This is a genomic window from Neobacillus piezotolerans (assembly GCF_003362805.1).
In the GTDB taxonomy this organism is placed as follows: Bacteria; Bacillota; Bacilli; order Bacillales; family Cytobacillaceae; genus Bacillus_D; species Bacillus_D piezotolerans.
This window is the reverse complement of the sequence record NZ_QNQT01000003.1, coordinates 282979-305468: the sequence shown is the minus strand read 5'-3', so window position 1 is coordinate 305468 and position 22490 is coordinate 282979. Positions and strand designations below refer to the sequence as shown.

General features: G+C 42.2%; 16 protein-coding genes. 14 read left to right on the top strand and 2 right to left on the bottom strand.

The genetic code is table 11. The features are described from left to right. Nucleotides 1–74: 74 nt before the first annotated feature. Genes DRW41_RS10425 through ebgA form a run of 3 tightly spaced genes read left to right on the top strand, consistent with a single transcriptional unit; the run spans nucleotide 75 to nucleotide 4910 of the window. On the top strand, nucleotides 75–1001 hold the full coding sequence (locus DRW41_RS10425) for a carbohydrate ABC transporter permease (protein WP_115451921.1): 927 nt from the start codon (nucleotides 75–77) through the stop codon (nucleotides 999–1001). Continuing rightward, nucleotides 998–1828 (top strand): carbohydrate ABC transporter permease, encoded by an 831-nt coding sequence (locus DRW41_RS10420; protein WP_115451920.1) that lies wholly within the window; start codon nucleotides 998–1000, stop codon nucleotides 1826–1828. The genes DRW41_RS10425 and DRW41_RS10420 overlap by 4 nt, the downstream gene beginning before the upstream one ends. Nucleotides 1829–1847: 19 nt before the next feature. Beyond that, nucleotides 1848–4910, top strand: a complete 3063-nt coding sequence (ebgA, locus tag DRW41_RS10415; RefSeq protein WP_115451919.1) for a beta-galactosidase subunit alpha — start codon at nucleotides 1848–1850, stop codon at nucleotides 4908–4910. A gap of 177 nt (nucleotides 4911–5087) precedes the next feature. On the opposite strand, the gene DRW41_RS10410 is transcribed toward ebgA, so the two are convergent. Further along, nucleotides 5088–5732: a 2OG-Fe(II) oxygenase gene (locus DRW41_RS10410; protein ID WP_115451918.1), complete on the bottom strand. Its 645-nt coding sequence runs from the start codon at nucleotides 5730–5732 to the stop codon at nucleotides 5088–5090. A gap of 595 nt (nucleotides 5733–6327) precedes the next feature. Here DRW41_RS10410 and DRW41_RS23925 point away from each other — a divergent pair. The 10 genes from DRW41_RS23925 to DRW41_RS10365 all read left to right on the top strand — a co-directional run bounded on the left by DRW41_RS23925 (nucleotide 6328) and on the right by DRW41_RS10365 (nucleotide 17676). Further along, on the top strand, nucleotides 6328–6486 hold the full coding sequence (locus tag DRW41_RS23925) for an ADP-ribosylglycohydrolase family protein (RefSeq protein ID WP_281272302.1): 159 nt from the start codon (nucleotides 6328–6330) through the stop codon (nucleotides 6484–6486). Next, nucleotides 6477–7178 (top strand): ADP-ribosylglycohydrolase family protein, encoded by a 702-nt coding sequence (locus tag DRW41_RS10405; protein ID WP_281272301.1) that lies wholly within the window; start codon nucleotides 6477–6479, stop codon nucleotides 7176–7178. The genes DRW41_RS23925 and DRW41_RS10405 overlap by 10 nt, the downstream gene beginning before the upstream one ends. A gap of 111 nt (nucleotides 7179–7289) precedes the next feature. Beyond that, the gene (locus tag DRW41_RS10400; RefSeq protein ID WP_115451917.1) at nucleotides 7290–8111 is read left to right on the top strand and encodes a hypothetical protein; all 822 of its coding nucleotides are present in this window, start codon (nucleotides 7290–7292) and stop codon (nucleotides 8109–8111) included. Next, a complete protein-coding gene (locus DRW41_RS10395) occupies nucleotides 8098–8721 on the top strand; it encodes a hypothetical protein (RefSeq protein WP_115451916.1) in 624 nt (207 codons plus the stop codon). The genes DRW41_RS10400 and DRW41_RS10395 overlap by 14 nt, the downstream gene beginning before the upstream one ends. A gap of 313 nt (nucleotides 8722–9034) precedes the next feature. Next, a complete protein-coding gene (locus DRW41_RS10390; RefSeq protein WP_181884499.1) occupies nucleotides 9035–10810 on the top strand; it encodes a J domain-containing protein in 1776 nt (591 codons plus the stop codon). Further along, a complete protein-coding gene (locus DRW41_RS10385; protein ID WP_115451914.1) occupies nucleotides 10795–12276 on the top strand; it encodes an AAA family ATPase in 1482 nt (493 codons plus the stop codon). The genes DRW41_RS10390 and DRW41_RS10385 overlap by 16 nt, the downstream gene beginning before the upstream one ends. A gap of 22 nt (nucleotides 12277–12298) precedes the next feature. Then, nucleotides 12299–13363 (top strand): nucleotide exchange factor GrpE, encoded by a 1065-nt coding sequence (gene grpE, locus DRW41_RS10380; RefSeq protein WP_115451913.1) that lies wholly within the window; start codon nucleotides 12299–12301, stop codon nucleotides 13361–13363. 20 nt (nucleotides 13364–13383) lie between these two features. Continuing rightward, complete coding sequence (locus DRW41_RS10375) at nucleotides 13384–15120, top strand: Hsp70 family protein (RefSeq protein ID WP_115451912.1); 1737 nt, start codon at nucleotides 13384–13386, stop codon at nucleotides 15118–15120. An 8-nt stretch (nucleotides 15121–15128) separates the two neighbouring features. Beyond that, complete coding sequence (locus DRW41_RS10370; protein ID WP_115451911.1) at nucleotides 15129–16376, top strand: tetratricopeptide repeat protein; 1248 nt, start codon at nucleotides 15129–15131, stop codon at nucleotides 16374–16376. 139 nt (nucleotides 16377–16515) lie between these two features. Further along, on the top strand, nucleotides 16516–17676 hold the full coding sequence (locus DRW41_RS10365; protein WP_181884497.1) for a J domain-containing protein: 1161 nt from the start codon (nucleotides 16516–16518) through the stop codon (nucleotides 17674–17676). A gap of 246 nt (nucleotides 17677–17922) precedes the next feature. Here DRW41_RS10365 and DRW41_RS10360 read toward each other — a convergent pair whose 3' ends face one another. Continuing rightward, nucleotides 17923–18975: an SEC-C metal-binding domain-containing protein gene (locus tag DRW41_RS10360; RefSeq protein ID WP_115451909.1), complete on the bottom strand. Its 1053-nt coding sequence runs from the start codon at nucleotides 18973–18975 to the stop codon at nucleotides 17923–17925. Between the two features lie 292 nt (nucleotides 18976–19267). Here DRW41_RS10360 and DRW41_RS10355 point away from each other — a divergent pair, with 292 nt between their 5' ends. Next, nucleotides 19268–22483, top strand: a complete 3216-nt coding sequence (locus DRW41_RS10355; RefSeq protein ID WP_115451908.1) for a TcaA NTF2-like domain-containing protein — start codon at nucleotides 19268–19270, stop codon at nucleotides 22481–22483. Nucleotides 22484–22490 lie beyond the last annotated feature (7 nt).

Below are 22490 nucleotides of genomic sequence, written 5' to 3'. Positions count from 1 at the left end.
ATCATGTTGGAGAAATGGGAGAAGGATGTTTCTTCTCTCATTTCTATCATTTTTTAGGAAGGGGACCCTGGGGGATGAAAGTATCGATAGACAAGTCCGTCAAAACAGGGGCAGCAGTGCATGCTAAACCAAGAAGAAAATTAATCACTCCTAAAAGTGCCCCGTATCTTTTTATTGGCCCGGCGTTTCTTTTAACATTGATATTCACCGTTTATCCGATCATATCGTCGTTTATCTTAAGCTTTCAAGAGGTACGCGGAGTCGAAAAAACGTTTGTTGGATTTGCAAACTATGCCCGGCTTTTCCATGATCCGGTTTTTTATAAAGCGCTGTTAAATACAGCGGAAATTCTGATTATCCAGGTTCCGATCATGCTGTTTATCGCCTTGTTAGTCGCGGTCGGTCTTCATTCGTCCATGGTCAAAGCAAAGGCGTTTTTCCGAATCTCCTATTTCATGCCGTCAATTACCGCGCTTGTTGCGGCATCGATTGTCTTCATGATTTTGCTGGACGAACGTTTTGGATTGGTCAACTATGCCCTGTCATTCATGGGGATTAAGTCCATCCCCTGGCTGACATCGCCTATGTGGGCCAAGATTTCAGTCATTCTTGTTATGACATGGAGATGGACCGGTTACAATATGGTCATTTTTCTTGCCGGCCTGCAAAACATTCCCCATGAATTGTATGAAGCGGCGAGCATTGACGGTGCCGGGAAAATAAGGCAATTCTTTATGATTACGATTCCTCAATTAAAGCCTGTATTCATTTTCACGGTCGTGATGTCGACAATCGGCACTTTGCAGCTTTTTGATGAGCCGTTCATTCTGACAAATGGCGGCCCAAACAGCGCCACGATGACAATTACCCTTTATTTGTACAATGTCGGCTTTAAGTATTTTGAATTTGGATATGCCTCGGCCATCGCCTATGTCCTTGTGCTCATCACGGCGATTATTTCGCTGATTCAGATGAAATTGGTAGGTGACTTCAAAGAATGATCCAGTCAAAAAACACTTCGAAAAAATTTGTCATTTATCTTTTGCTGTTGATTGGCGTGATTTTATCGATTGCCCCGTTCTATTGGATGGTAATTGGTTCAACGGTTCAGTCAGGCGAGATTTTTCGTGTTCCGCCTAAACTTGTACCCGGTGATTATCTATTGAAGAACTTTCAATCGTTGAACGAGGCCTTGGGCATTGGGAGAATATTTTGGAACTCTCTATTTATTGCCCTTGTGTACACATTCGCGAGTACGCTGATTGCTGCAATGGCGGGGTATGCATTCGCAAAATTCGATTTTAAAGGAAAGAACCCATTCTTCTTTGTTATTTTTTGCTCACTGATGATCCCGGGGCAAGTGACTCTGATTCCGATGTTTGAGATGATGGTGTCGCTTGATTGGCTAAATACATATCAGGCAATCATTTTGCCAGGCCTAGCCGCGCCTTTTTCCATTTACTTAATGAGGCAGAATATGAGGGCGGTGCCAAGTTCCCTAATTGAGGCTGCAAGGGTGGATGGAGCAGGAGAGCTGAAAATCTTTTTTAGCGTTATCTTGCCCGTTACACGGCCTGCGCTGGCAGCGGTCGCCATCTTCCAATTCATGTCGCAATGGAACAGTTTATTATGGCCGCTGATTACCTTGAATTCAAAAGAAATGTTCACATTGCCTGTCGCCCTTTCCAGTATTATTGGGATGGCGCGAATTGATTATGGGCAGTTGATGCTCGGAACAACGTTATCGACGATTCCGATCATGATTTTCTTTCTGATCCTGCAAAAACAATTTATTTCCGGCATTCTTGGCGGATCCGTGAAAGAATAGCCTTTGAAAGGAGAAAAGGATGAAAAACTTAAAAAGATGGGAAGACATTAAGACTGATGGGATTAACCGGCTGCCTGCTCGGGCGCATTTCTTCAGTTATCCGAATATGGAAGCAGCTGTTACGAATGAACCGGAATCAAGCCGTTTTTACCAGAAGCTGAACGGTACATGGAAGTTTTTATTCCTGGACGCGCCTGAATATTCTCCGGAAGGTTTCTTTTTGGATGAATTTGATTCAAGTGCCTGGGATAAGATTGCTGTTCCCGGCAACTGGCAGCTGCAAGGGTATGGGAAAATGCATTATTCCGACCTATGGTACAATTTCCCGATAATACCGCCGCGTGTGCCAACGGATAACCCGACCGGAATCTACCGCCGGGGGTTCGAGGTGCCTGAGGATTTGAACGGGGAACAACTCCTTCTCCGCTTCAATGGTGTCGATTCCGCCTATGAAGTGTATGTGAACGGTGAGTTTGCCGGATACAGCAAGGGCGCAAGGATTCAGGCGGAATTCGATGTCACGGATCTTTGCCGCCCGGGGAGCAACAGTTTGGTGGTCCGGGTGTTTCAGTGGTCGGACGGGACGTATTTGGAAGATCAGGATATGTGGTGGCTAAGCGGGATTTTCCGCGATGTTGAACTTTATACCCGGCCAGTTGCAGGGATTTATGATTTTTACGTGACCACCGAATTGGACGGCGATAATCAGGATGCGGTATTGTCTGTCTCTGTAAAACTTACGGAACATAGCGGCCAGACGATAACGTATGAATTGGTGGATTCCGCTGGCGAACGGGTATTTTTAGAAGAGAAAAAAGCTGATGAAGCTTTGAGCCGGTTGGTTGAAGCCCCATCAAAGTGGAGTGCCGAAATACCTAACCTTTATCATCTTTATATGACTGTAAGGGACAGTGCCGGCAAGACGATTGAGGTGATCCGCCAGCAAGTCGGATTTCGGTCAATTGTCGTTTCCGGGGAAACATTCCTGGTCAATGGGGTTGCAATCAAGCTCAAGGGGGTCAATCGCCATGATTATAACCCGAAGACGGGCCGGGTTGTGGCAAAAGAAGAAATTGAACGTGATATTATAACGATGAAGCGCCACAATATCAATGCGGTCCGGACGGCCCATTATCCAAACGCTTATTACCTGTATGATCTTTGTGACGAATACGGTATGTATGTCATCGATGAAACGGATCTGGAATGCCATGGCTTTGAACTGACCGGGAAATATGATTGGATCAGCGATGATCCAGAGTGGGAATTGGCTCATGTGTCGCGGATGGAACGGATGATTGCGCGCGACAAAAACCATCCTTGCATTATTATGTGGTCGCTTGGAAATGAATCCTCTTTTGGGCATAACTTCCGGGCGATGGCAAAGCTGGCGAAGGAAATGGATCCAACCCGCCTTGTCCATTATGAAGGAGACCGTGAAGCGGAGGTCACCGATGTTTATAGCACCATGTATACTTGGCTCGAGCGGAACGATGACAGGCTGACGATGGATAAAATCATTGAAAACTCGAAGAAGCCGCATATTCTCTGTGAGTACGCCCATGCGATGGGGAACGGACCCGGCAATATGAAGGAATATCAGGACTTATTTTATAAACACGAGAAGCTTCAAGGCGGGTTTGTTTGGGAATGGTTCGATCATGGAATTGAAACGGTTGGTGAGGATGGCTCTGTGTACTATCGCTACGGAGGCGATTTTGGCGATGATCCAACCAACGGAAATTTCTGCATTGACGGGCTGATCATGCCGGATGGAACCCCATCACCAAGCCTGCTTGAGTATAAAAAGGTGATTGAACCGGTTCAGACGGAGTGCCTGGATATTGAAAAAGGGCTGTTCAGGCTGATCAACCGGTATGACTTCATTGGATTAGATTATCTTGAGTTAACCTGCTCAGTTTTCGAGGATGATAGACTTCTAGACTCATTTGCAGTGGAACTCCCCGAGGCTGGCGGGCGTGAAGCAGTGGAAATCCTCCTCCCTTTAATGAAGGAATTTGAAAAAGTCAACGGTGCAAAGTATTATTTGATCTTTTCCTATAAACTTAAAGCGGACACGCCATGGGCCCCAAAAGGACATGAGCTGGCGAATGCCTCGTTTGAGCTTCCGGGAAAAAACAAGCTTCCCAAGGTGCATGAAGAAGGTGGCGCCGACCTCAACGTAAATAAGGAAGGTGCGTTCGTAACCGTAAGCGGCAATGGCTTTTCTGTAACCTTCGATTGTGTAAAAGGGGCCATCAAAGAGGTTGTCCGCAATGGGGAGGTTCAGATTGAACGAGGGCCGCAATTCCAGTTCTGGCGCGCTCCTATTGATAACGATATGTATTTGCTGCCCGATTACCGAACGAAATACTTCATGCATTTGGGCCATGAAATCGTCGAAGAAGTCCGTTACGAGTTAAAGGACGGCGTATTCGAGTGGCATACGCATGCTTTGTTTGGGACGACAAACAGTTCGTGGCATTATAAACTTCACTATTTTTACAGAATCCATGCGGACGGAGATATTGAATTCCGGATTAATGGGATTGCTTCTGGTATGAAAGAAAATGCCCCAGCCATGATTCCGCGGCTTGGTGTTAAAATGATCTTGAATAACAAGTTTGCTTTTGCAAAGTGGCGCGGCAGAGGGCCGGGAGAAAGCTATGCCGATTCCAAGGAAGCGAATCTCTTTGGGGTTTATCAAAAAACGGTGGATGAGTTGTTCACCAATTATGTAAAGCCGCAGGAAAATGGCAACCGCTCCGACTGTGATTGGGTAAGCTTCACCGGCCAAAATAAGGATGGAATCATTTTTACCACGAATGATAAATTTGATTTCAGTGCATCACGGTATGAAATCATCGACCTTGAGCATGCGAAACATACGGTTGATTTGAAGCCCCGCGACTATGTCGTCCTCAATCTGGACTACAAGCAAAACGGTTTAGGCAGCAATTCCTGCGGCCAGAACCAGCTGAAAAAATATCAATGCACCTTCGAAGACTTTACACTAGCGTTCCGAATAACATTATTTAATGAGGAAGAAATCACGGCTGTCGAGCTGGGACGGCTGGGGTAATTAAGGTAGATGTCTGTGACTGCCCGATTCTTCATGACATTTCCACACTCTATGTGTAGGCAAATGGCCCCAGTTGGTTGATAAATAGTAGGAAACCCGCCAGGCAGTTATTGCACTGGCGGGTTTTTGTAGTTGTAGAGGATTTAAAATGACGAAAACTTTATTCGTGACTTTGCTTTATGGAACTAATTTTTTTCTTCTGACCCACTGTGTGGCGACCCATTTTTCTCCCCTTATGACAGGCATTCCGCTATGGAGTGTTAACTCGTTTAACGCCTGTTCTTCATAAAAATATTCAAAGTAAACGGCCATTCCTTTTTTAGGTGTAACGGAAAGGTTCAGGCGGGGGAAGACTGTTTCGCCGCCTTCTTCCACATCGTTCAAATACATGACGAGTGTGCTGATACGGTTATTTTCCGCTGCTCTGCTTTTAGATGAAAAATAATCAAAATGTGATTTGTACTCTTGCCCAGGGAGATAATGTAGAACTTGAATTTCCTCACCATGTTCGACAGGAATACACATAATCTCTGAAACTCTTCTTTCGATTTTTGCGACCAGTTGGTTTTCCATTTTATCGAAAAACATGCCACTGCTCGTTCGGATCTCATTTTCAATATGATTCTCACTAATTTTTGAACGCTTCATTCGATCTTTGGCTATTACAATCAACTCATCACATTCTTCACTATCCAACACATTATCAAGGACCACTATCAATGGTTCCTCTATTTTTGCAATGATGTTTATGGCTCTATCTTCCGTATTAATGGTACTTTTTTTGTGATTAAAAATCGTTTGTTCTTTGGCTAAGTTCGACATATTGTAATCACCCTAGTTATACCAATTTATAACTATTATACTATAAAAGTTTAAATTTATCGAAAATTTAGAATAGGGGTTCATTTCCGATTTGTTGCGGCTCTTAAGGAGGACCATGGGGACGGTTCCGAAGGCTTATATATTAGAAGAACCTCCCGGTGGCGTTAACCGTTAGCGCGGTTATCGCGGGGGCTTTTTGCGTGAGAGGATCGCGAATATAGTTATTAGCCCGAAATGGCGGGCTATGCGTATAAGCCAATTTTCGCGAAATGGTAGTATCTGTAATATTTTGAATAATTTGAAGGAAAATAGAACCATTTATTGAATTAGTTGTATAAGAGGAGCAGGGGTTAGGACCGTATGCGCTTCTTGAAGAAGGCGGGGCAGGAAGCCTTTTGAATAAGGTGAAGAGAAAGCACCTGTTCTTCTAATGGAGTCCTTCCAAGAAAAGTGGAAGTTGTTCTAGTGTTCATTATGCCTCCAGTGTTCGAAGGTTACCGAATGAAGAAATGGATTCTTTGGATATCTGATGTTGATAGTTTTAAAAAATCATTAGTGGGGAGCGATGGCGGTGCTGGAAAAAATCAAAGGGGGTTTGATTGGGTTAGCAGTAGGTGATGCTGCGGGCGTGGCTACAGAATTTATGAGCCCGGACGAGATTGAACGGAAATACGGTTCAGTTAAGGAGATACTTGGCGGGGCATTTTTGGATTTAAACGCGGCGAGACTTCGGATGATACGGCCATGGCCATAGCAGTAGCAAGGGGCATCATTGCGAACTCCGCCAATCCAATTGAGGAAATAGGAAAGGAATTTCTGGCCTGGCAGGCAAAGAAGCCAAAGGATATCGGAATCACGATTTCAACGGCTTTCCACCATTATGAGGGGGACTGGTTTGCGGCGGCAGAGGCTGCACATTGGCAACTAGGAGAAAGTGGCGGAAACGGATCACTAATGAGGTGCCTGCCAATCGCTTTCGCCTATTCGGACCTTACCAAAATCGAGGAAGTATCTGCTTTACAGTCGAAAATGACCCATTATGACGATACGGCATCTGAAGCGTGCATCATCTACAACCGTATCGCTAGAAGGCTCCTTCTCGGTGAGGAGTTAACGGCTTCGATTTTAACCGAAATAAAAGGTACCCGCTATGACATGGATTACAGCAGAGAACCTGATTGCCCGCCAAGCGGCTATGTTGTCCATACGCTGAAATGGGTATTCTACTGGCTGATTAACCGAAAAAGTTACGATGATGTCATTTTTGGAGCCGTAAACTTAGGGGATGACAGCGACACAATCGCGGCCATCGCCGGCGGGCTGAAGGGCATCGAAGTTGGAAGCGGGCGCATCCCATCCAAGCTAACCATTGTCCTTAAGGAACGGGAATACCTTGAGGAATTGGCCGAAAATCTTTATCAAATTAGGGACAGAGAGGGAGTGTAGGAAAACCAGGAAATGTATCTCGAGGAGTTGACTCACCGTGGAAAGGGACTGGAGTATACCGAAGCACAGCCTTAACTGTGCTAGAAGATTGAATATTCAAAGGAGGTCAGTATGTTAAAGGCATTTGTACATGGCAAAGTACCATCAGAGCTTGAGAATCGTGAAGATATACTAACGTCAAACGTATTTGGAACGTTAAATTATCTTTCAAATGGGAGCTTGATATGCTCACTTTTAAGAAACAGTTTGAATGTTAACAACCAGACTTTACATATTGAAGGGGAGAATCCCCATGTAAGGATGTGGTTTTGGCCCCGGTTAGAACGATCAGAACCCGATTTACTACTATCATTAAAAACAGATAGCCAGACCTATTTATTCTTAATTGAAGTGAAATATTTTAGCGGCAAATCTGGTGAGGATCCGGAAGGGATAGAAGCCGAAAACATTCTGAACCAGAAATTTTATGACCAGCTGGCACGTGAATACTGGGATCTCCATTCTGGCTCTTTATACGAAAAGATAGGAACTGAATATAAAACTGCAAAAAAAGCATTGATTTATTTAACCTTAAATCATGTATTTCCTAAGAAAGACATTGAAAACTCACTGCGGACGATTAGAGAAAAAACTGATTTTCAGAATCCAAAACTCTATTGGTTATCATGGCTTACTTTTCACAATGAGATGTCAGTATGGTCTCCTTCTAGCGGAGGAGACAGTAGGATTAAGGAAGATTTATTAAGGTATTTGGAACGGAAGGGGATCAAGAGTTTTGGAGGTTTTCAATTGGTTGATGAAGAATTGTTAAATTGGAAATTTCATTCTCAAGCTATATTGATTCCAGAAAAGTCGTATTTCTCCGGATTAAAAGATGTGCAGAAGATGGGAGCTTTTTATAACAGGGAGGTAATGATTTATGGGAACATCTGAAAAAGCAATGATTACAATTAAGAACACGTTGGAAATAGTAAATAACTCAATTTTGATTTTAAAAGATTTAGATCAACTTTTTGAGAAAGAGGGTTTTTTTCCAACCGATACAAAGATTGGCTGTGAGCCTAGTAAAAATATTAATCAAAATTCTAATTCCTATTTAAGGTTTTTTCCACTATTTATGTCAAGGTATTACTATAACGGCAAAGTAGACGAGGGAGAGAAACAAGATCAATATGTGTTTGGAGTTAATATTCAGTTTTATCACAGGCAGGAAAACCTTGAACTGATTCCTTCATTAAGTGCAACCTTGATAAAGCTCACCAGATCGTTTTCCAAAATGCCCAGACCAGAATCCTGGTGGATAAAATATATACTCTTTGAAGACCAGGACAGACTTGCAGGGGAGAATTTTCAGCATCAAGACGACTTTATATTGGATGGCCGTAAATATACGTTTACAAATAGGAAGCATAACAAAATAAATAATCATACTTTTACTTTCTGGGGTTATGAACTAATGGACGTCAAAAATGTTGAATTTCTCCAAGATAAGTATGTCAGTAGATTAATTGAGGAATACAACAGCGTGAGCATGGAAATGTAGGAGTATTTTTAACCGACGGGAAGCGAATCGCAATAAATTACTTTACATGATTTTAAATATATGTTGGCCCCTTTAATAACCTCTTCCGCGGTTATAACGGGGGCTTTTTTACGTGGGGACTGATAATGTTGGGTATTTACTACCGGTTGTCCTGTCTCGGACCCTACATTACTAACAGGAATAATTTGATAACATTTGCTTATTTTCGACAAAATTCGCCAATTTTATCAAAAGAAATTTAGTACTATAGTCTTAATGTAAATGAATTAAATGTAAAGTAAGTAAAATCCTGTTTTGCAAGGATGTGAGTAGGTTGCAAGATAATTTTTATAGTGTTTTGGGGTTAACAGAGGAATGTGCCCCAAACGAAATAAGAAAAGCATACATAAAAAAGATTAGAGAATATCCGATTGAGAAATATCCGGAGGAATTCAAAAAAATCCGGAAAGCCTATGAAATTCTTAGTGATCCCGACTCCCGAAAAGAATACGATACGATGTCGAAATACGGTGATGAGATCCGACAGTTGGAGGCCGAGGGCTTTTCCGCAATGGATGAAGAGGATTTTCAGAAGGCTATTACGAGTTTTAAAAAGATTTTGATTATCGAGCCGAGTTTGCATAACATTCGGAATCAACTAGGCCTGGCTCTATGCTATGACGGGGAATTGGATAAGGCGATTGCCCAATTCCGGAAACTAATTGAAATGCAGCCTGAAAATGCTGTTTATCAATCAAACCTGGCATTTGCTTGTGAAAAATCAGGATTTGTAGAAGAAGCTGTTTTCCATTTAAATGAGGCATTTCGGCTAGACCCGAATGATATCAATATTATGTATTCCCTTTATGAGCTACATATTCGAAACGAGCAATATTCCCAGGCAAGAAACGCGATTGAGAATGCCATTCTATCAAAAGATAATGAAGGTTTCCATAAGTTCTATTATCTTTTTAAACTAGTTGAAATTGATATCCATGAACGGGATAAATCCAGCATTGAGCGTTCTTTTGCAAGGATTGAGGAGCTCCTCGAAAACCATCCTGAAGAAAAGGCATATGTTGCAAGGGAGTATGCAAAACTCGCTTACGAATTAAATGAGGTAATGATGTATGACTGGTCAAAGAGACTTACGGAGCGGGCAATCCAACTTGATCCCTCTAATGAAGATATCGGGGAACTTCACAATTACACAAGCGGCAATGAAGAACTAATACGTGAAAATAACTCACTTAGTAAGGACCAAAAGGTATTGGATCCATTAAGGCATGCCGCGGGCCTTTATATATATGGGAGCAGTATGGATGAAGCCGAGTTTGATGAATCAGTAGAAGTCATGTTACATAATTGCAGGTATATTGCTAAAAATCAACCTGAAGAAACGATTTCCTCCATCAAAAGGCTGATGATTAAATATCCTGCCATTTATGAGGCCCGCAAGGATTTGTTCAGTGATGTGATGGACCAGGCAATGGTTTCAAAGAGAGAGCATGAGCAATATGATCAAATGAAAAATGATTCATTAATCACCAACTCATTGAAGCGATTAATCGCCCTCTATTTATCGGATTTTGAACAGGATGAACGGGAGCGTTATTTTGACGATATTCTTGATGAGATGTCCTATGAGCAGCCTAACAAGGTGAAACAAGGGATTGATCGACTCAAGCAAAAATATCCTGATTTATATGAACTGAACCCGAATTTTTTGTCTGAAATAAAAAAAAAGTTGAATGATGCACGACCGTCATCCAATACATCATCCTATAACACCAGCTCGCAAAGTTCCAATTCAAGTTCGTGTTTTGTGGCAACCGCCGCGTTCGGGTCTCCACTTGCCATGGAACTCGACAGCTTAAGGTTTTGGCGGGATGTTTATTTAAAAAAGACACTGGCTGGCCGGTTATTTGTACGCTTCTACTATAAGGTGGGGCCATTTGCAGCGGGATTGGTCAAACGGTCTCCTCTAATGAAGGTACTTGTTAGAAAGATTGTTTGGCGCATACTCGAAAAATTGGAAGCGAAATACTCTATTAACACGAACTTGGCATTAAAACGCAAAGGGGATATAAATCGGTGGAAGAACGTTTAAAGATGATTTATGACTCTTTTGCCGATCTTGAAGAAGATATGCAGGCAGCCTTTTCCTCAAAGGATAAAGAGCTGATTAAGAGTCATTTTTTCCGGTCACATCGCCTTGTTTTTAAGATAATGGATCACATTGAAAGAAAAATCCAAACCCGGGAATACTCGGTTCTTGGAGATTACTTTCATTGTATGAATGTGTTGAAAAAGAAAATCGGTTCTTGGTACGAAGACCTTGCCCAACTATATGAAGAGGAAAACCAAGAGGAATGGGCTGAGCGCGAATGGTTTTCAGGGATTACCGAATCGACAGACAGCATCGAACGGTTTATACAATATGCCCATGCGACTTTAAAGGTACATAATTTATACGTAAGCAAAGACATCAAAGTGAATCTTGAAAGGATATCGGCAGCAAATGTAATAGATATAACTTCCAGTTTAAAAAGGGTGAGGCTTGTAATTAATTCAGCGGTCAGCGAACACGGTGCGGTTGAACAGGCCAACTACATCCTTGCCTGGGTGGATGAACTTCAAAAGGCAATTTCTAACCGAGAGGACCTAACCTTGGCACTTGATAAAGTCCCGGAAGAAGTATCACTTGAAAAAGCGATTGGAGAACTCGAGCAGCTCATAGGCCTTGACGAGGTAAAAAGGAAAATTAAAGACATTACCAATTGGGTATCCTTTAACAAACTAAGGCAGGAGCAAGGCTTTAAAACGGAAAAGATTAGCCTGCACATGGTTTTCTCCGGGAATCCTGGGACGGGAAAAACGACCGTGGCAAGACTTGTCGCGAATATCCTTAAAGCCATTGGAGTTCTTTCAAAGGGACATCTCGTCGAGGTAGGCCGTTCAGATTTAGTCGCAGAATATGTAGGCCAGACCGCAATCAAAACGATGAACAAAATAAAGGAAGCAAAAGGCGGAGTTTTGTTTATTGATGAGGCTTACTCCCTAGTCAGAGGAAGCGCGTCCAGCGATTTCGGGATTGAAGCCATTGATACTTTGGTCAAATCGATGGAAGACGACCGCAACAACATGGTCGTGATTTTGGCGGGTTATCCGAATGAAATGAAAACCTTCATTGATTCCAATCCCGGCCTTCAGTCAAGATTCAAAAATCAAATCGAATTTCCGGATTATAGCCTCGATGAGTTAATGGAAATCACAAATTTGCTCTTGCATCAGCGGGATTACATAATGACTCCATCCGCCTCAACTACTTTCAGGCGGATGGTAGGCAAGACGACTCTAAGATACCCTGAAACGCATGGAAATGGAAGGCTTGTCCGGAATATGATCGAGGATGCCATCATGGCAAAGGCGAGCTTTGTGATGGAACAAAAAGCCAGGAACCTGCCTGGCGGTGACTTGGATCTCCTGGATGAAACGATTATGGGCATTGTGGAAAAGAATCGGCCGCTGGCTGGCAAGAAGTTGGCCGGGATTAATGGGATGAACAGGCTATGAGTGGGGCAGGGGAGGTAAAAGCATGGACTCGGATGAAAGAAAAAGATCCCCCAGGATAATAAGGCCATTCCTGAGCAACTCGGATAGAAATGCCGTTGAGGAAATTGGGCCAGCAGACAATGGGCCCAACATTTTTATACATAGCAGGCCAGAGCCATTCTCCACACAGCGATTCGATCAACCGTTGCCATCCGATATTGAGCAGGGCCCTAAAGCAGTAACATCTTTTGAGCCAGAAAGTCTTGATGATTTTGTTACGTATCAGGATATCCATCAGGGAATTGCTGTCGTGAACCGCCAAATTAAACTAGTAGGCTGGATTGCGGCTTTAGATACTTTGCTTTTTTTCTTGGATGATGTTAGTCAGATACGCTCATTCTTTTTTAAAAATGGAGACTCTCCTTGGCAGGAAGAACTAGCAAGACTTGCTAAACTATTAAAACTTAAAATGCTGGATTTTATAGACGGAGGAGACATTGAATTGGAAAAATCGCTGCAAGAGGAATTTATTGAGGAGTTACTGAATCTGCCGAAGCTTGAGCAATTTTATGTGCATGAGGGGGAAAGCGTTGAGATGGATGAATCCCTCGTTTCCCTAATCGAAGCAATTAAAGTGGATGTTAAAAAAGGAAACCGGGCTAATTTCAAGGGATTGCAGGAGCTGGAAATGAAGTTCGATCAATTTGTCGATCAAATCCAGGCCGACAAACAAGGGGAAATTCATAAAGCGGTACAGGAAATGAAAGACCGCAATAAGAAGGGAAAAATGCTCGCTCTTGAAATGTTCGATCAAATCGACTCTGTTTTTCAGGCTGTTCAACAACTTGGGAATGACGCTGTTACAAAGCAGGTGGAAATGATTATTAACCGTTCACTGGAGGCACTCGAATCATACGGATTTGAGGAAATCAAAGTGCTTGGTGAGCCTATAGATGGGAAAACGATGATTAGCCTTGGGAATGTATCAAGGCAGCAATATGCTCCAGACCTCGAACAATATCATGTCTATTCCGTCCATAAACGCGGCTTTAGAGATAAGGAAACGAATGAAATCATAAGAAAAGCAACGGTCATTACAGTAGATTAAAGAAAAGGGGACAACCAATTATGACGATTATAGGGATCGATTTAGGAACAACAAATTCAGCCGTGGCTTATTTGAAAAATGGAAAGCCAGAAATTCTTGTGAATAAAATGGGCGGGAGAACGACCCCTTCCGTGTTTCAAATTAACCAAAACGGAGAAATGGTGATTGGCCAGGAGGCAAAAGATGCGTATCCAACACTCGTAACCCAGACAGTCATGGAAGTAAAACGGCTAATGGGAACAGATGAAAAGGTAACCGTTAAAGGAAAAGAATACCCTCCAGAAGAAATTTCCGCCTATATTTTGAAATATTTAAAGACTTCCGCGGAGGAAATCCTGGGGGAGCCTGTGACAGAGGCCGTAATTACCGTACCAGCTTACTTCTCCGACTCACAGCGCAAGGCGACAAAAATTGCAGGGGAAATTGCAGGTTTAAAGGTAGACCGGATTATCAATGAGCCTACCGCAGCGGCGATTGCCTTTGGGTTTGAAAATATGGAGAAGGACCAGCATATCCTTGTTTATGACCTTGGCGGAGGTACTTTCGATGTATCGGTCGTAGAAATGTTTGATGGTGTGATTGAGGTAAAAGCGAGTGCCGGTAACAACCACCTTGGCGGGATGGATTTTGATAACGCGGTTGTGGCTTGGATTGAAAAAAGGTTCCAGGAGAAGAATGCGTACAACATTTACGTGAATGCTGATGAGACCGACAAATTGAGGAGGAATGCCATTTTAAAAGAAGCGGCTGAAAAAGCGAAGAAACTACTCTCCTCCCAAATGTCTACCAGAATAGACATTCCATTCCTTGGAATCTATAATAACTTGCCTATTAGTGTTGATTTTGAATTGACAAGAAGTGAATTTGAAAATTTGATCCGTGATATGGCGAATTCAACTTTACATGAAGTTGATAAAGCCTTACAGGATGCGGGGTTAACTGAAAGAGATATACGAGAAGTGCTCCTGATTGGGGGTTCGACAAGAATTCCGCTTATCCAAGAACTGGTTGAAAGGAAATTCGGAAAAACACCACGGAAAGACATTAATCCGGATGAAGCCGTTGCCCTTGGTGCGGCCGTACAAGGCGGCATAAAAAGTGGGGAAATAGATTCAAAGAGTGGATTGATGGTAATCGATCTTTGTCCATATACACTTGGGATGGAAGTGGTTAAAAACATCGGAGGACAGATAGTGCCGGGTTATTTTGACCCAATAATTCCACGTAATAGCACCATTCCAATTTCTGAAACAAAAATGTATTACACTGCTTCTGATCATCAGGAGGCTGTAGACATTAAGGTTTATCAAGGAGAAAGCCACTTGGTTAGCGGAAATATTCTCCTGTCGGATGATATAACTCTTGACGGTATTCCGCCAAAGCCAGCTGGTGAAGAAAAAATCGAAGTGACCTTTACCTATGATATTAATGGCACTCTGCAGGTTAGGGCAAAGGTTTTAAGTACAGGAAAAGTAGTGGAGGACATAATCCGTTCACAAAAAGGTGTCCTTTCCGATGAGCAAGTGGCAGCCGCCAAGGAAAAGGTCCACCAGGATTGGGACAAGTCCGAACTTTATCAGGAAGTAAAAAATGTCATTTATCGAGCTGAAAAAATGAGGAATGACGCCAGTCCTTCTGATAAACAAAAAATTGAGGAACTTCTTTCCGAGCTTAAAAGGGAGTTAGCCGCCAACAATACCAATGGAGTAAAGCGGGTTGAAGAAGAACTGACTGATTTATTAATCGAGCTTGTGTAGGGGTGGCCATGAACGAAAACCTTTTAAACTATAACAAAGCAATAACCTTCATCCAAAAAGGCAATTATTCAGAAGCGGAGAGTCTTTTGAGAACCTTGTCCCAAACTGGCCATGGATTATCGCACTGGGCATTGGGGCTCATCTATGCTGCTACCGGGAGGCCATTTGAAGCCCTTGCACAGTGGGAAAAGGTTTCACCTGATGAAGTTGCGGCTGTACCGGAAAAGATAGGACGGCTACGGGATACTCTTCCGACCTATGAAAGAATTATCACCTTATATAACGAAGCGGTTGAAAAAGCGAGGCTAAAAGACTTTGCTTCGCTGCCCCAACTATTCTTGGATCTGTTCGAACAAGGCAAGGGAATCTCCCTCCCCATTGAAATTTATAAGGGATGGTTTTTGTCCTTACTCGTTTGCGGAGATATCAATCAATTTAACAAGGCACTTGAAGAAGTTCCCGAGTATGTAAGGAATAATCCATCAATCAAGTCGATTTCCGTGAAAGTGAAGGAAATCGACTTAGAATCCGCAGCAAACCTTTTAGATGATAAAACCGTTCGTAAAAAGCCGCGTTTTTTGAAGGGGGCTTTGATGGCGGGAGCAGCAATCCTGATGTTATCAACCGGTATAGCCGTGGAAAGATTTTTGGATAATGACGGTGCGAAGCCTGTTTCATCAAAAGAAAAGCCCGAACTATCTAGCTTAGAAGGTGTGAATCAGGAAAAAGCATTAAAGGAACAGATTGCATCACTTGAAAAGGAAAATTCCGCCCTTCAGTCAGAAATGGACAATCAATCAGCTGAACTGCAGCAAAAGAGTGAAACTGTTGGCCTCCTGGAATTAGCAGATGTGAACATAGAGGACATCAAGGTGAATGGTGCTTTCAAGCAGTATCGAAGCGGGTTGGACAATTATAGAAGCGGCCAGTACCAAACGGCGGTAGAAAAGCTGGGGAAGAGCATATCCCTTTCAAAAACTCCCTATTTCGCAGATGATGCCCATTTTTTCCTTATTCAATCGGCCATAAAGTCCGGGGATGATCAAAGAGCTATTACTGAAATGGATTCATTTTTAAAGGAATCCGACGCAAATTCTGATTCCTATAGTCAATCCCCTTATCTTGATGATGTAATGCTATTGCGAGCGGAAAGGTATTTGGAGTCCGGGGATCAAGAAAACGCAATAAACTGGCTAAACCGAATCGCAAATGAATTCCCTCATGAATGGACTGCGAAAAAGGCAAAATCATTATGAGTAAAGTAAATGAAATAACAAATGGGGCTGCTTGTTAGGGGGAAACCCACTTACAGTAATGAATGCAGTAGATAAAAGGGCATATTAAGGAGTCATATGGGAAATGGTGCAATCTACTAAAACAATAAGTTATTATGAATTGCTTGATATTGATGAAAAAGCTTCGAGTAATGAGATTAAAAAGGCATATTACCTAAAAATCCGTGAATACCCGAATGAAACACATCCTGTTGAGTTTCAGGAGCTGACAAAAGCGTATAAGGTTTTATCCAATCAAGAATCAAGAGCAAAATATGACCATGAATCAAAAGATGATGGTGCCTATTCAAAGCTATTAACCAATGCAATTGAATCCATGAATAAAGAACAGTATGATAGCGCCTTAATTTCTTTGGAGAAAATGCTTAAAACCTATCCCAATGATTTAGCAGTTCAGCAAAATATCGCCATTTGCTATATAAGTCTTGAAAAATTTGAGGATGCCAAGAGAGTATTGTTACAGATAGAGGTTATGCACCCAAATGATGAAATGACGCTATCATTATTAGGGGAAACCTTTTTAAATTTGGAGATGTATGACTTTGCAAGGAAATATTATAAAAAATTAGTCTCGCTAAATCCGGGGGAAAGCAACTATTGCATATTTCTGGCGAGGGCGTATGCAAATTTAGGCAATTTTCATACAGCCTTTATTACACTTGAAGAAAAGATAAAACAACAAGGGAAAGAAACCATTTATGATTTTCCATTGCTCCAAGAATTGTTCTTTCTTACAATGGCTGCCGATAAACTTAATTACCATAAAAGGGTAATATTGAGGATTCAGGAGTTACCGAAAACAAGTGATGAAAAAATCATTCTCTTAAGAATGATCATGAATTTATGCGAAAGTCTAGACAATCGTAATAATGGATTTAAAGAACTGGTTTATTTAGTAAAAGATATTAATGGAAATGAATTCGCAGAAGTAAATGAGTGGCTAAAAGAAGCCGAATCTTATATTAGAAGCGATTTAATTTACTATGGAGATTCGCAGCCTGCTAATCAATCAACAAATTCACATTCAGGAACTTCTGGATCAAATGTATCTGCAGACGTTCAGTATCAGGAAGAAAGAGGATCCATCCTGGTTTCTGTTGTTTTGGGTATTATTGCATCATTTATTTTTACTCCGATTGTAGGAATTATTGTCGGGTTTATTTGGTACTTCAAAGCAGGCAGTATAAAAACCATACTGTCTTGTCTCGGTTGTCTTGTAGTAGTGCTCCTTGTTATTGGATTTTTCTTATCAGGTTTGTAGCCAAGGGGCTGTTTGGCTGCTCCATAAGTATGGATGGAATGATAAAGCCCTCTTTATAACTGCTTGCGCTGTTATAAAGGGGGCGTCTTTTTCGTGATGACGGCGAATGGTGTGTATTCGCTGGCGGCTTGCTAAAAGGTCAGGCCAGGTGTAAGGGCCAATTTTTCCAAAAACCTGCATGCAAAAAAGCGAAAGGCACAACACGGAGTTAGTGAAAAAATCTCTTGTTGTGCCTTTATCATTGCTTTATGCTGAGGTGGTTATTGCCTCTACCTCCTTGAGTTCGTCTACGAGGGCTTTTTTCATGTCCCGGTATTTGCTGGAGATGCTGCCGGCGGAAGTTCCAAAAGCTTCAGCCAGTTGCTTTTGGGAAATTGCAACTGGAACCTGGCTATGTGACAGAATCAAATAGATGAGTGCGGCTGTATAAATTTGTGGATTCCGGATGGCGGGGTTTGCCTTGGCGCTGTATTGGGACCAAAGGGTGAGGCCGAGGTTGGCCAGCTTCTTGGAATCGTCAATTTCTTTTATGTATTCCTGGTATGCTTCCGCAACTTCACGGTGTTTTTGCGAAGGCCATTCCCAACCTTCCAATAGGGTGACGGGTTCCGGGAACATAAAGCGTTCAAGTACGAGAAGAAAGGATTCTTTCATGAAGGATATTGGATTTCCACTTCCGGTATCTTTATATAATGCGAGAATTTCTCGTTCAATTTCGTCCGCAAAGTTGGCGGGGATGTTGAAAAAGGTCCCAAAAAACACTGCGGGCTCTGAAGAAAGGACAGTTGCCATCAAGAGATCCCCTTGTTCCGGCAGATATTCCCGTTCAAGTAATTTTACTTGGGATGTTTCGTTTGTGAAAATATCTTCAACTATTATGAACTTGCCATTGTCCAAGCTGACTGCCCGGAAGACAGAAGGGTAGCTGTTTCTCCAAGCCTCGGCCATTTCTTTTACCTTTGGCCTGGATATGGTTTTTGAATGGGCGTCGAGGTATTCATCCATAACCGTTTTTCCGTTTTTGGCATGGGACGTGGCAAACCAGGTCAGTGCGCAAAATTCAAACACTTCTTTTGCTTCGTCCGGAATGGCGAAGTTTTTGTCGTGCTCCTGTAAATAATCTTCAATTTCACTTTCATAGTGACTCCATGTATATCGTATTATATCGCCCTGGAGCTCTTTCAATTCCTTGTCGAGCAGCTCGTCCAACTGCACAACCGCCCCCTTGCCGCAGCATTTCTTGTACTTCTTGCCGCTCCCGCATGGGCATTTTTCATTTCGGCCTATCGTTGTTGACACTACTTGCTCATCCTTTCACTTGCTTTGTAACTCTACTATCATATCATAACGAAAATACAGGCGGGGCCCATCAAGGATGGCAATCATTGGGGGGTTTAGCACTGTTTTGAAGTTTTTCATTATCTGGAGCCTCTTAATTTAGTTGAGGTGGTTTCAGAGCGGCTGAGCAAATGTAAAATTTTTTAATTTTTCGGAAAAATAAACCAAGTCTGCATTACTTGATATACTATAGGAATACATAAACTTCATTTTATACAAAAATATGACAATATGCGACTAGAGGTGTCGGCAGTTGGGTTGGAAAGATCAAATGGATGGGGCTCTTGCCAATTGGATGGATTTAAGCGATGGCGATCCAGCTTTTAATAGTATAAAGAAGAACCTATTCGAACTTAGGGAAGACTGTAAGGATGAACTGACTGTTTTAATTACTGGGGAATTTAATGCGGGAAAGTCCACATTTATAAATGCGTTGCTTGGGGAGAAGGTCCTTTCGTCGAACGTAACTCCGGAAACGGCCATGATTACGAAGCTGACATACGGAGTGCAGAAGAAGATCACTGCCCACTATAAAGACACAACAAAAAAGGTTTTTGAAGAAAAATGGCTTGAGCAGCTTACGGCTGAAAGGGACGGCGAATTTAAAGAGATTCGAAAACAGCTTTCTTATGTGGAAATTCAGCTGCCTATTGAACTGTTGAAGTCCATTGCAATCGTGGATACGCCCGGGCTTAATGCCAAGGATGAATTTGACCATACTGCGACAACGGAAGAATTTATGGGCAGGGCGGACCAGGTGCTCTTTCTATTCCATGCCATGAATGTAGGGACAGCAACCGAGATTAAGTGGCTTAAAAAGTACAATGGACTCGGGCTGAAACCCTTTGGGATCATAAATCGGATTGATGAATTGGATGATGAGGAAGATGAGCTCGACGATTTAATTGAGTTTAATATACCCCGATTCGGTCCGCTGCTCCAGAAACTGATTGGCGTATCGGCGAAGGAAGCGCTTGATTCGAAATTGTCGAAGAATGATTCGATGTTTGAGTGGAGCAATTGGCGTGCTATTGACAAGCTGATTGAAGAGTTCAAAAACCAGCCGGAAAGAAAGAAGGAAATGACGTTCCGGAGGGTGTCCTTTATGCTTAGGCAATTGGACGGTGAATTGCTGGAGAAAAAGAAAGCTTTGCCTTTATTTAAACTGAAAGAGTACAGTTCCAGCGAGTCTTCTTTAAAAGTAGAATTCGAGGAGCTGGAATCGGTAAAAGAAAAGGTTGAAGAAACGAGGGTAACGTATAAATCAGCCGTTGATAACTGGAATTTTATTTTGCACGATACAATCGAATCGGTCGAAACCATTGAGAAATTTTTAGGGAAATTTACAATTCATTCAAGGAATGTCAAGGCCAAAACTTCTTCCCAAAACAGCCCTTCACGTCTATGGGAGGAAACAAGGGAACTCCAATTCAATCCGTACATGATTGCGAGAGGTAAAAATCAGGATGAAATTGCCGAGCTAATCAATATGGAAGAAGAGTTAAAAGAAAGTTGGGAGCTTATCCGTGCCAGCAAGTCGATTTTTAAACTAAAGAAAATCGAATACCATCGGGAAAGGCTGGACGCTTACCACAAAGAACGGGATCGTCTTGCTAAAAAACAACATGAACTGGATACTCAAAAAAAGCTAATAGAAAAACGGATAAAATTAATTGTAAACGAAGTAAAAAGCGTTGCGAAAGAGGATGTATCGAAATACTCAATTAGTGAGAAGAAGAGTACGGATGGCTTTAACCAGAAGCTGGACACAGTCAAACAAAGACTAACTAACTTATCCAATCATGAATTGGCGGAAACCGGATTATTCCTTAACTGGCTAAACAGTTTTAAGGTCAGTGTGGCTGTTCCTTTGCTGGAAACGAGTTTTGGCCCCGAGAATGCCCTTGTTTATGAGGAAGTCCGGTATTTACTTAGAAATATTGCGGGTTTGGCCAAAGATATCCCATCAGAAACCTTCTTGTCCCAGTTCAAATTTTTCAAAGGGATTAAAAAGGAAACAGCCAGGGATTATCTACTTGCTAACCCTCCCCTTAAAATGTCCCAACTATTTGCATACAAGACTTATAAATCGCTGCCTGGCGTGATCAACCAAGGATTGACCAAGGAAATTACTGCTTTTAAAAAGAAGCGGGCCAAATGGATTGGGGCTGGTACCGCGGCGGCATTGTTTGTGTCAGCGGCAATTGTAGTTGATCTATTCGATCTTAAATTTACCAAGGATGCATTTGAAGAGGCGGAAGCGGTTGCCAGTACTGGCACAATAGAAGAATCGGGAGATGCTGAAGGGGAACAGGAACAGGTACAAACCGAACAACAAAAAAATATCAGCGACGATGATATATGGGATTTTTTCCGGGAGTTATATGGGGACAGGTACGGGTACGGATATGAGGATCCTGATTATCTTTCTGCTTTTTTTACGATGGATGGCTGGAATCAATTCATTCCTTATTTAAATGACATAACCGGAAAAGAACGGACCGGCCTTGAAATCATTAAGATTGAAAATCTCTATGGCAGGGGCATGCAGGTTTCGGTTATTGAAACATTCAGGCGGGGATACAGCAAGGAATTTCAAACGAAATATAGATTGGTATTTTCCGATGATGGCAACTTGCAAATCACCTCGTTTGGTTACGAGATTTCCGGCGGTGAAGGCGTTGAAGTTGCGGATGGGGAAATAGAGAACTTTCTTAGTTTGTTCCGGCAATCTTATATGCAGGCCTTAAATACCGGCAACAGCACCCTGATTGATGACTTCTTTTTGGAGAAAAATCAGGAATATAGTGAACTGCGTGATAATATTTCTTCCATTTCCGGCAAGGGTTATACGTTCAATGAAGAGGAGTTTGCTGTTCTCTCCATTACAAAGGACGAGGCGAACAAGTATACCGTTTCAACCCGGGAGAAGTTTTCGTTTATTGATGACTATCAAAATACAACGAAATACGACCGCCTCAAGGATTATATTTTGATTGTGGACTCTTTGGGAGGGTTCACGATTGACGATATTATTATTAAAGAGACTTCTAAACAAATTGTCGCTCAGCCTACCGTCCAGCTTGTATCGGTAGAAGAGGTGTCTGACTATATAAAAAGATATTATGTTGACTTTGTGGAGGCATTCAATGGCAATGGCTTTCCCACAGTCCAGGGGTATTATGACCCTGAAGGTCCCGCTTATTCAAGCATAGCCAGCTATCTGGAGCTTGTGATTAGAGAGAATATGTGGATGGAAAATTTGGAGTTTACCATTGAGTCGATCACCCAATCGGGAGATAACCACTATCTTATCAATGTTTATTTGGTCGACGAGTACCATTACCAGGATGGAACCGGTGATCGGAAAAGAGTTGACGCGGAATTTAAAGTGCGTATCTCAGACCTTGGAGAAATGATGATTTCCGATAATCCGAGTATCAACATTATTGAAAAAACGGAGTTCTAGGGAGAGT

Excerpts from the sequence above, each read along its gene's own strand:
- grpE (WP_115451913.1), top strand. The coding sequence starts at position 12,299 with ATGGACTCGGATGAAAGAAAAAGATCCCCCAGGATAATAAGGCCATTC.
- DRW41_RS10375 (WP_115451912.1), top strand. The coding sequence starts at position 13,384 with ATGACGATTATAGGGATCGATTTAGGAACAACAAATTCAGCCGTGGCT.
- DRW41_RS10405 (WP_281272301.1), top strand. The coding sequence starts at position 6,477 with ATGGCCATAGCAGTAGCAAGGGGCATCATTGCGAACTCCGCCAATCCA.
- DRW41_RS10370 (WP_115451911.1), top strand. The coding sequence starts at position 15,129 with ATGAACGAAAACCTTTTAAACTATAACAAAGCAATAACCTTCATCCAA.
- DRW41_RS10425 (WP_115451921.1), top strand. The coding sequence starts at position 75 with ATGAAAGTATCGATAGACAAGTCCGTCAAAACAGGGGCAGCAGTGCAT.
- DRW41_RS10410 (WP_115451918.1), bottom strand. The coding sequence starts at position 5,732 with ATGTCGAACTTAGCCAAAGAACAAACGATTTTTAATCACAAAAAAAGT.
- ebgA (WP_115451919.1), top strand. The coding sequence starts at position 1,848 with ATGAAAAACTTAAAAAGATGGGAAGACATTAAGACTGATGGGATTAAC.
- DRW41_RS10420 (WP_115451920.1), top strand. The coding sequence starts at position 998 with ATGATCCAGTCAAAAAACACTTCGAAAAAATTTGTCATTTATCTTTTG.
- DRW41_RS10400 (WP_115451917.1), top strand. The coding sequence starts at position 7,290 with ATGTTAAAGGCATTTGTACATGGCAAAGTACCATCAGAGCTTGAGAAT.
- DRW41_RS10395 (WP_115451916.1), top strand. The coding sequence starts at position 8,098 with ATGGGAACATCTGAAAAAGCAATGATTACAATTAAGAACACGTTGGAA.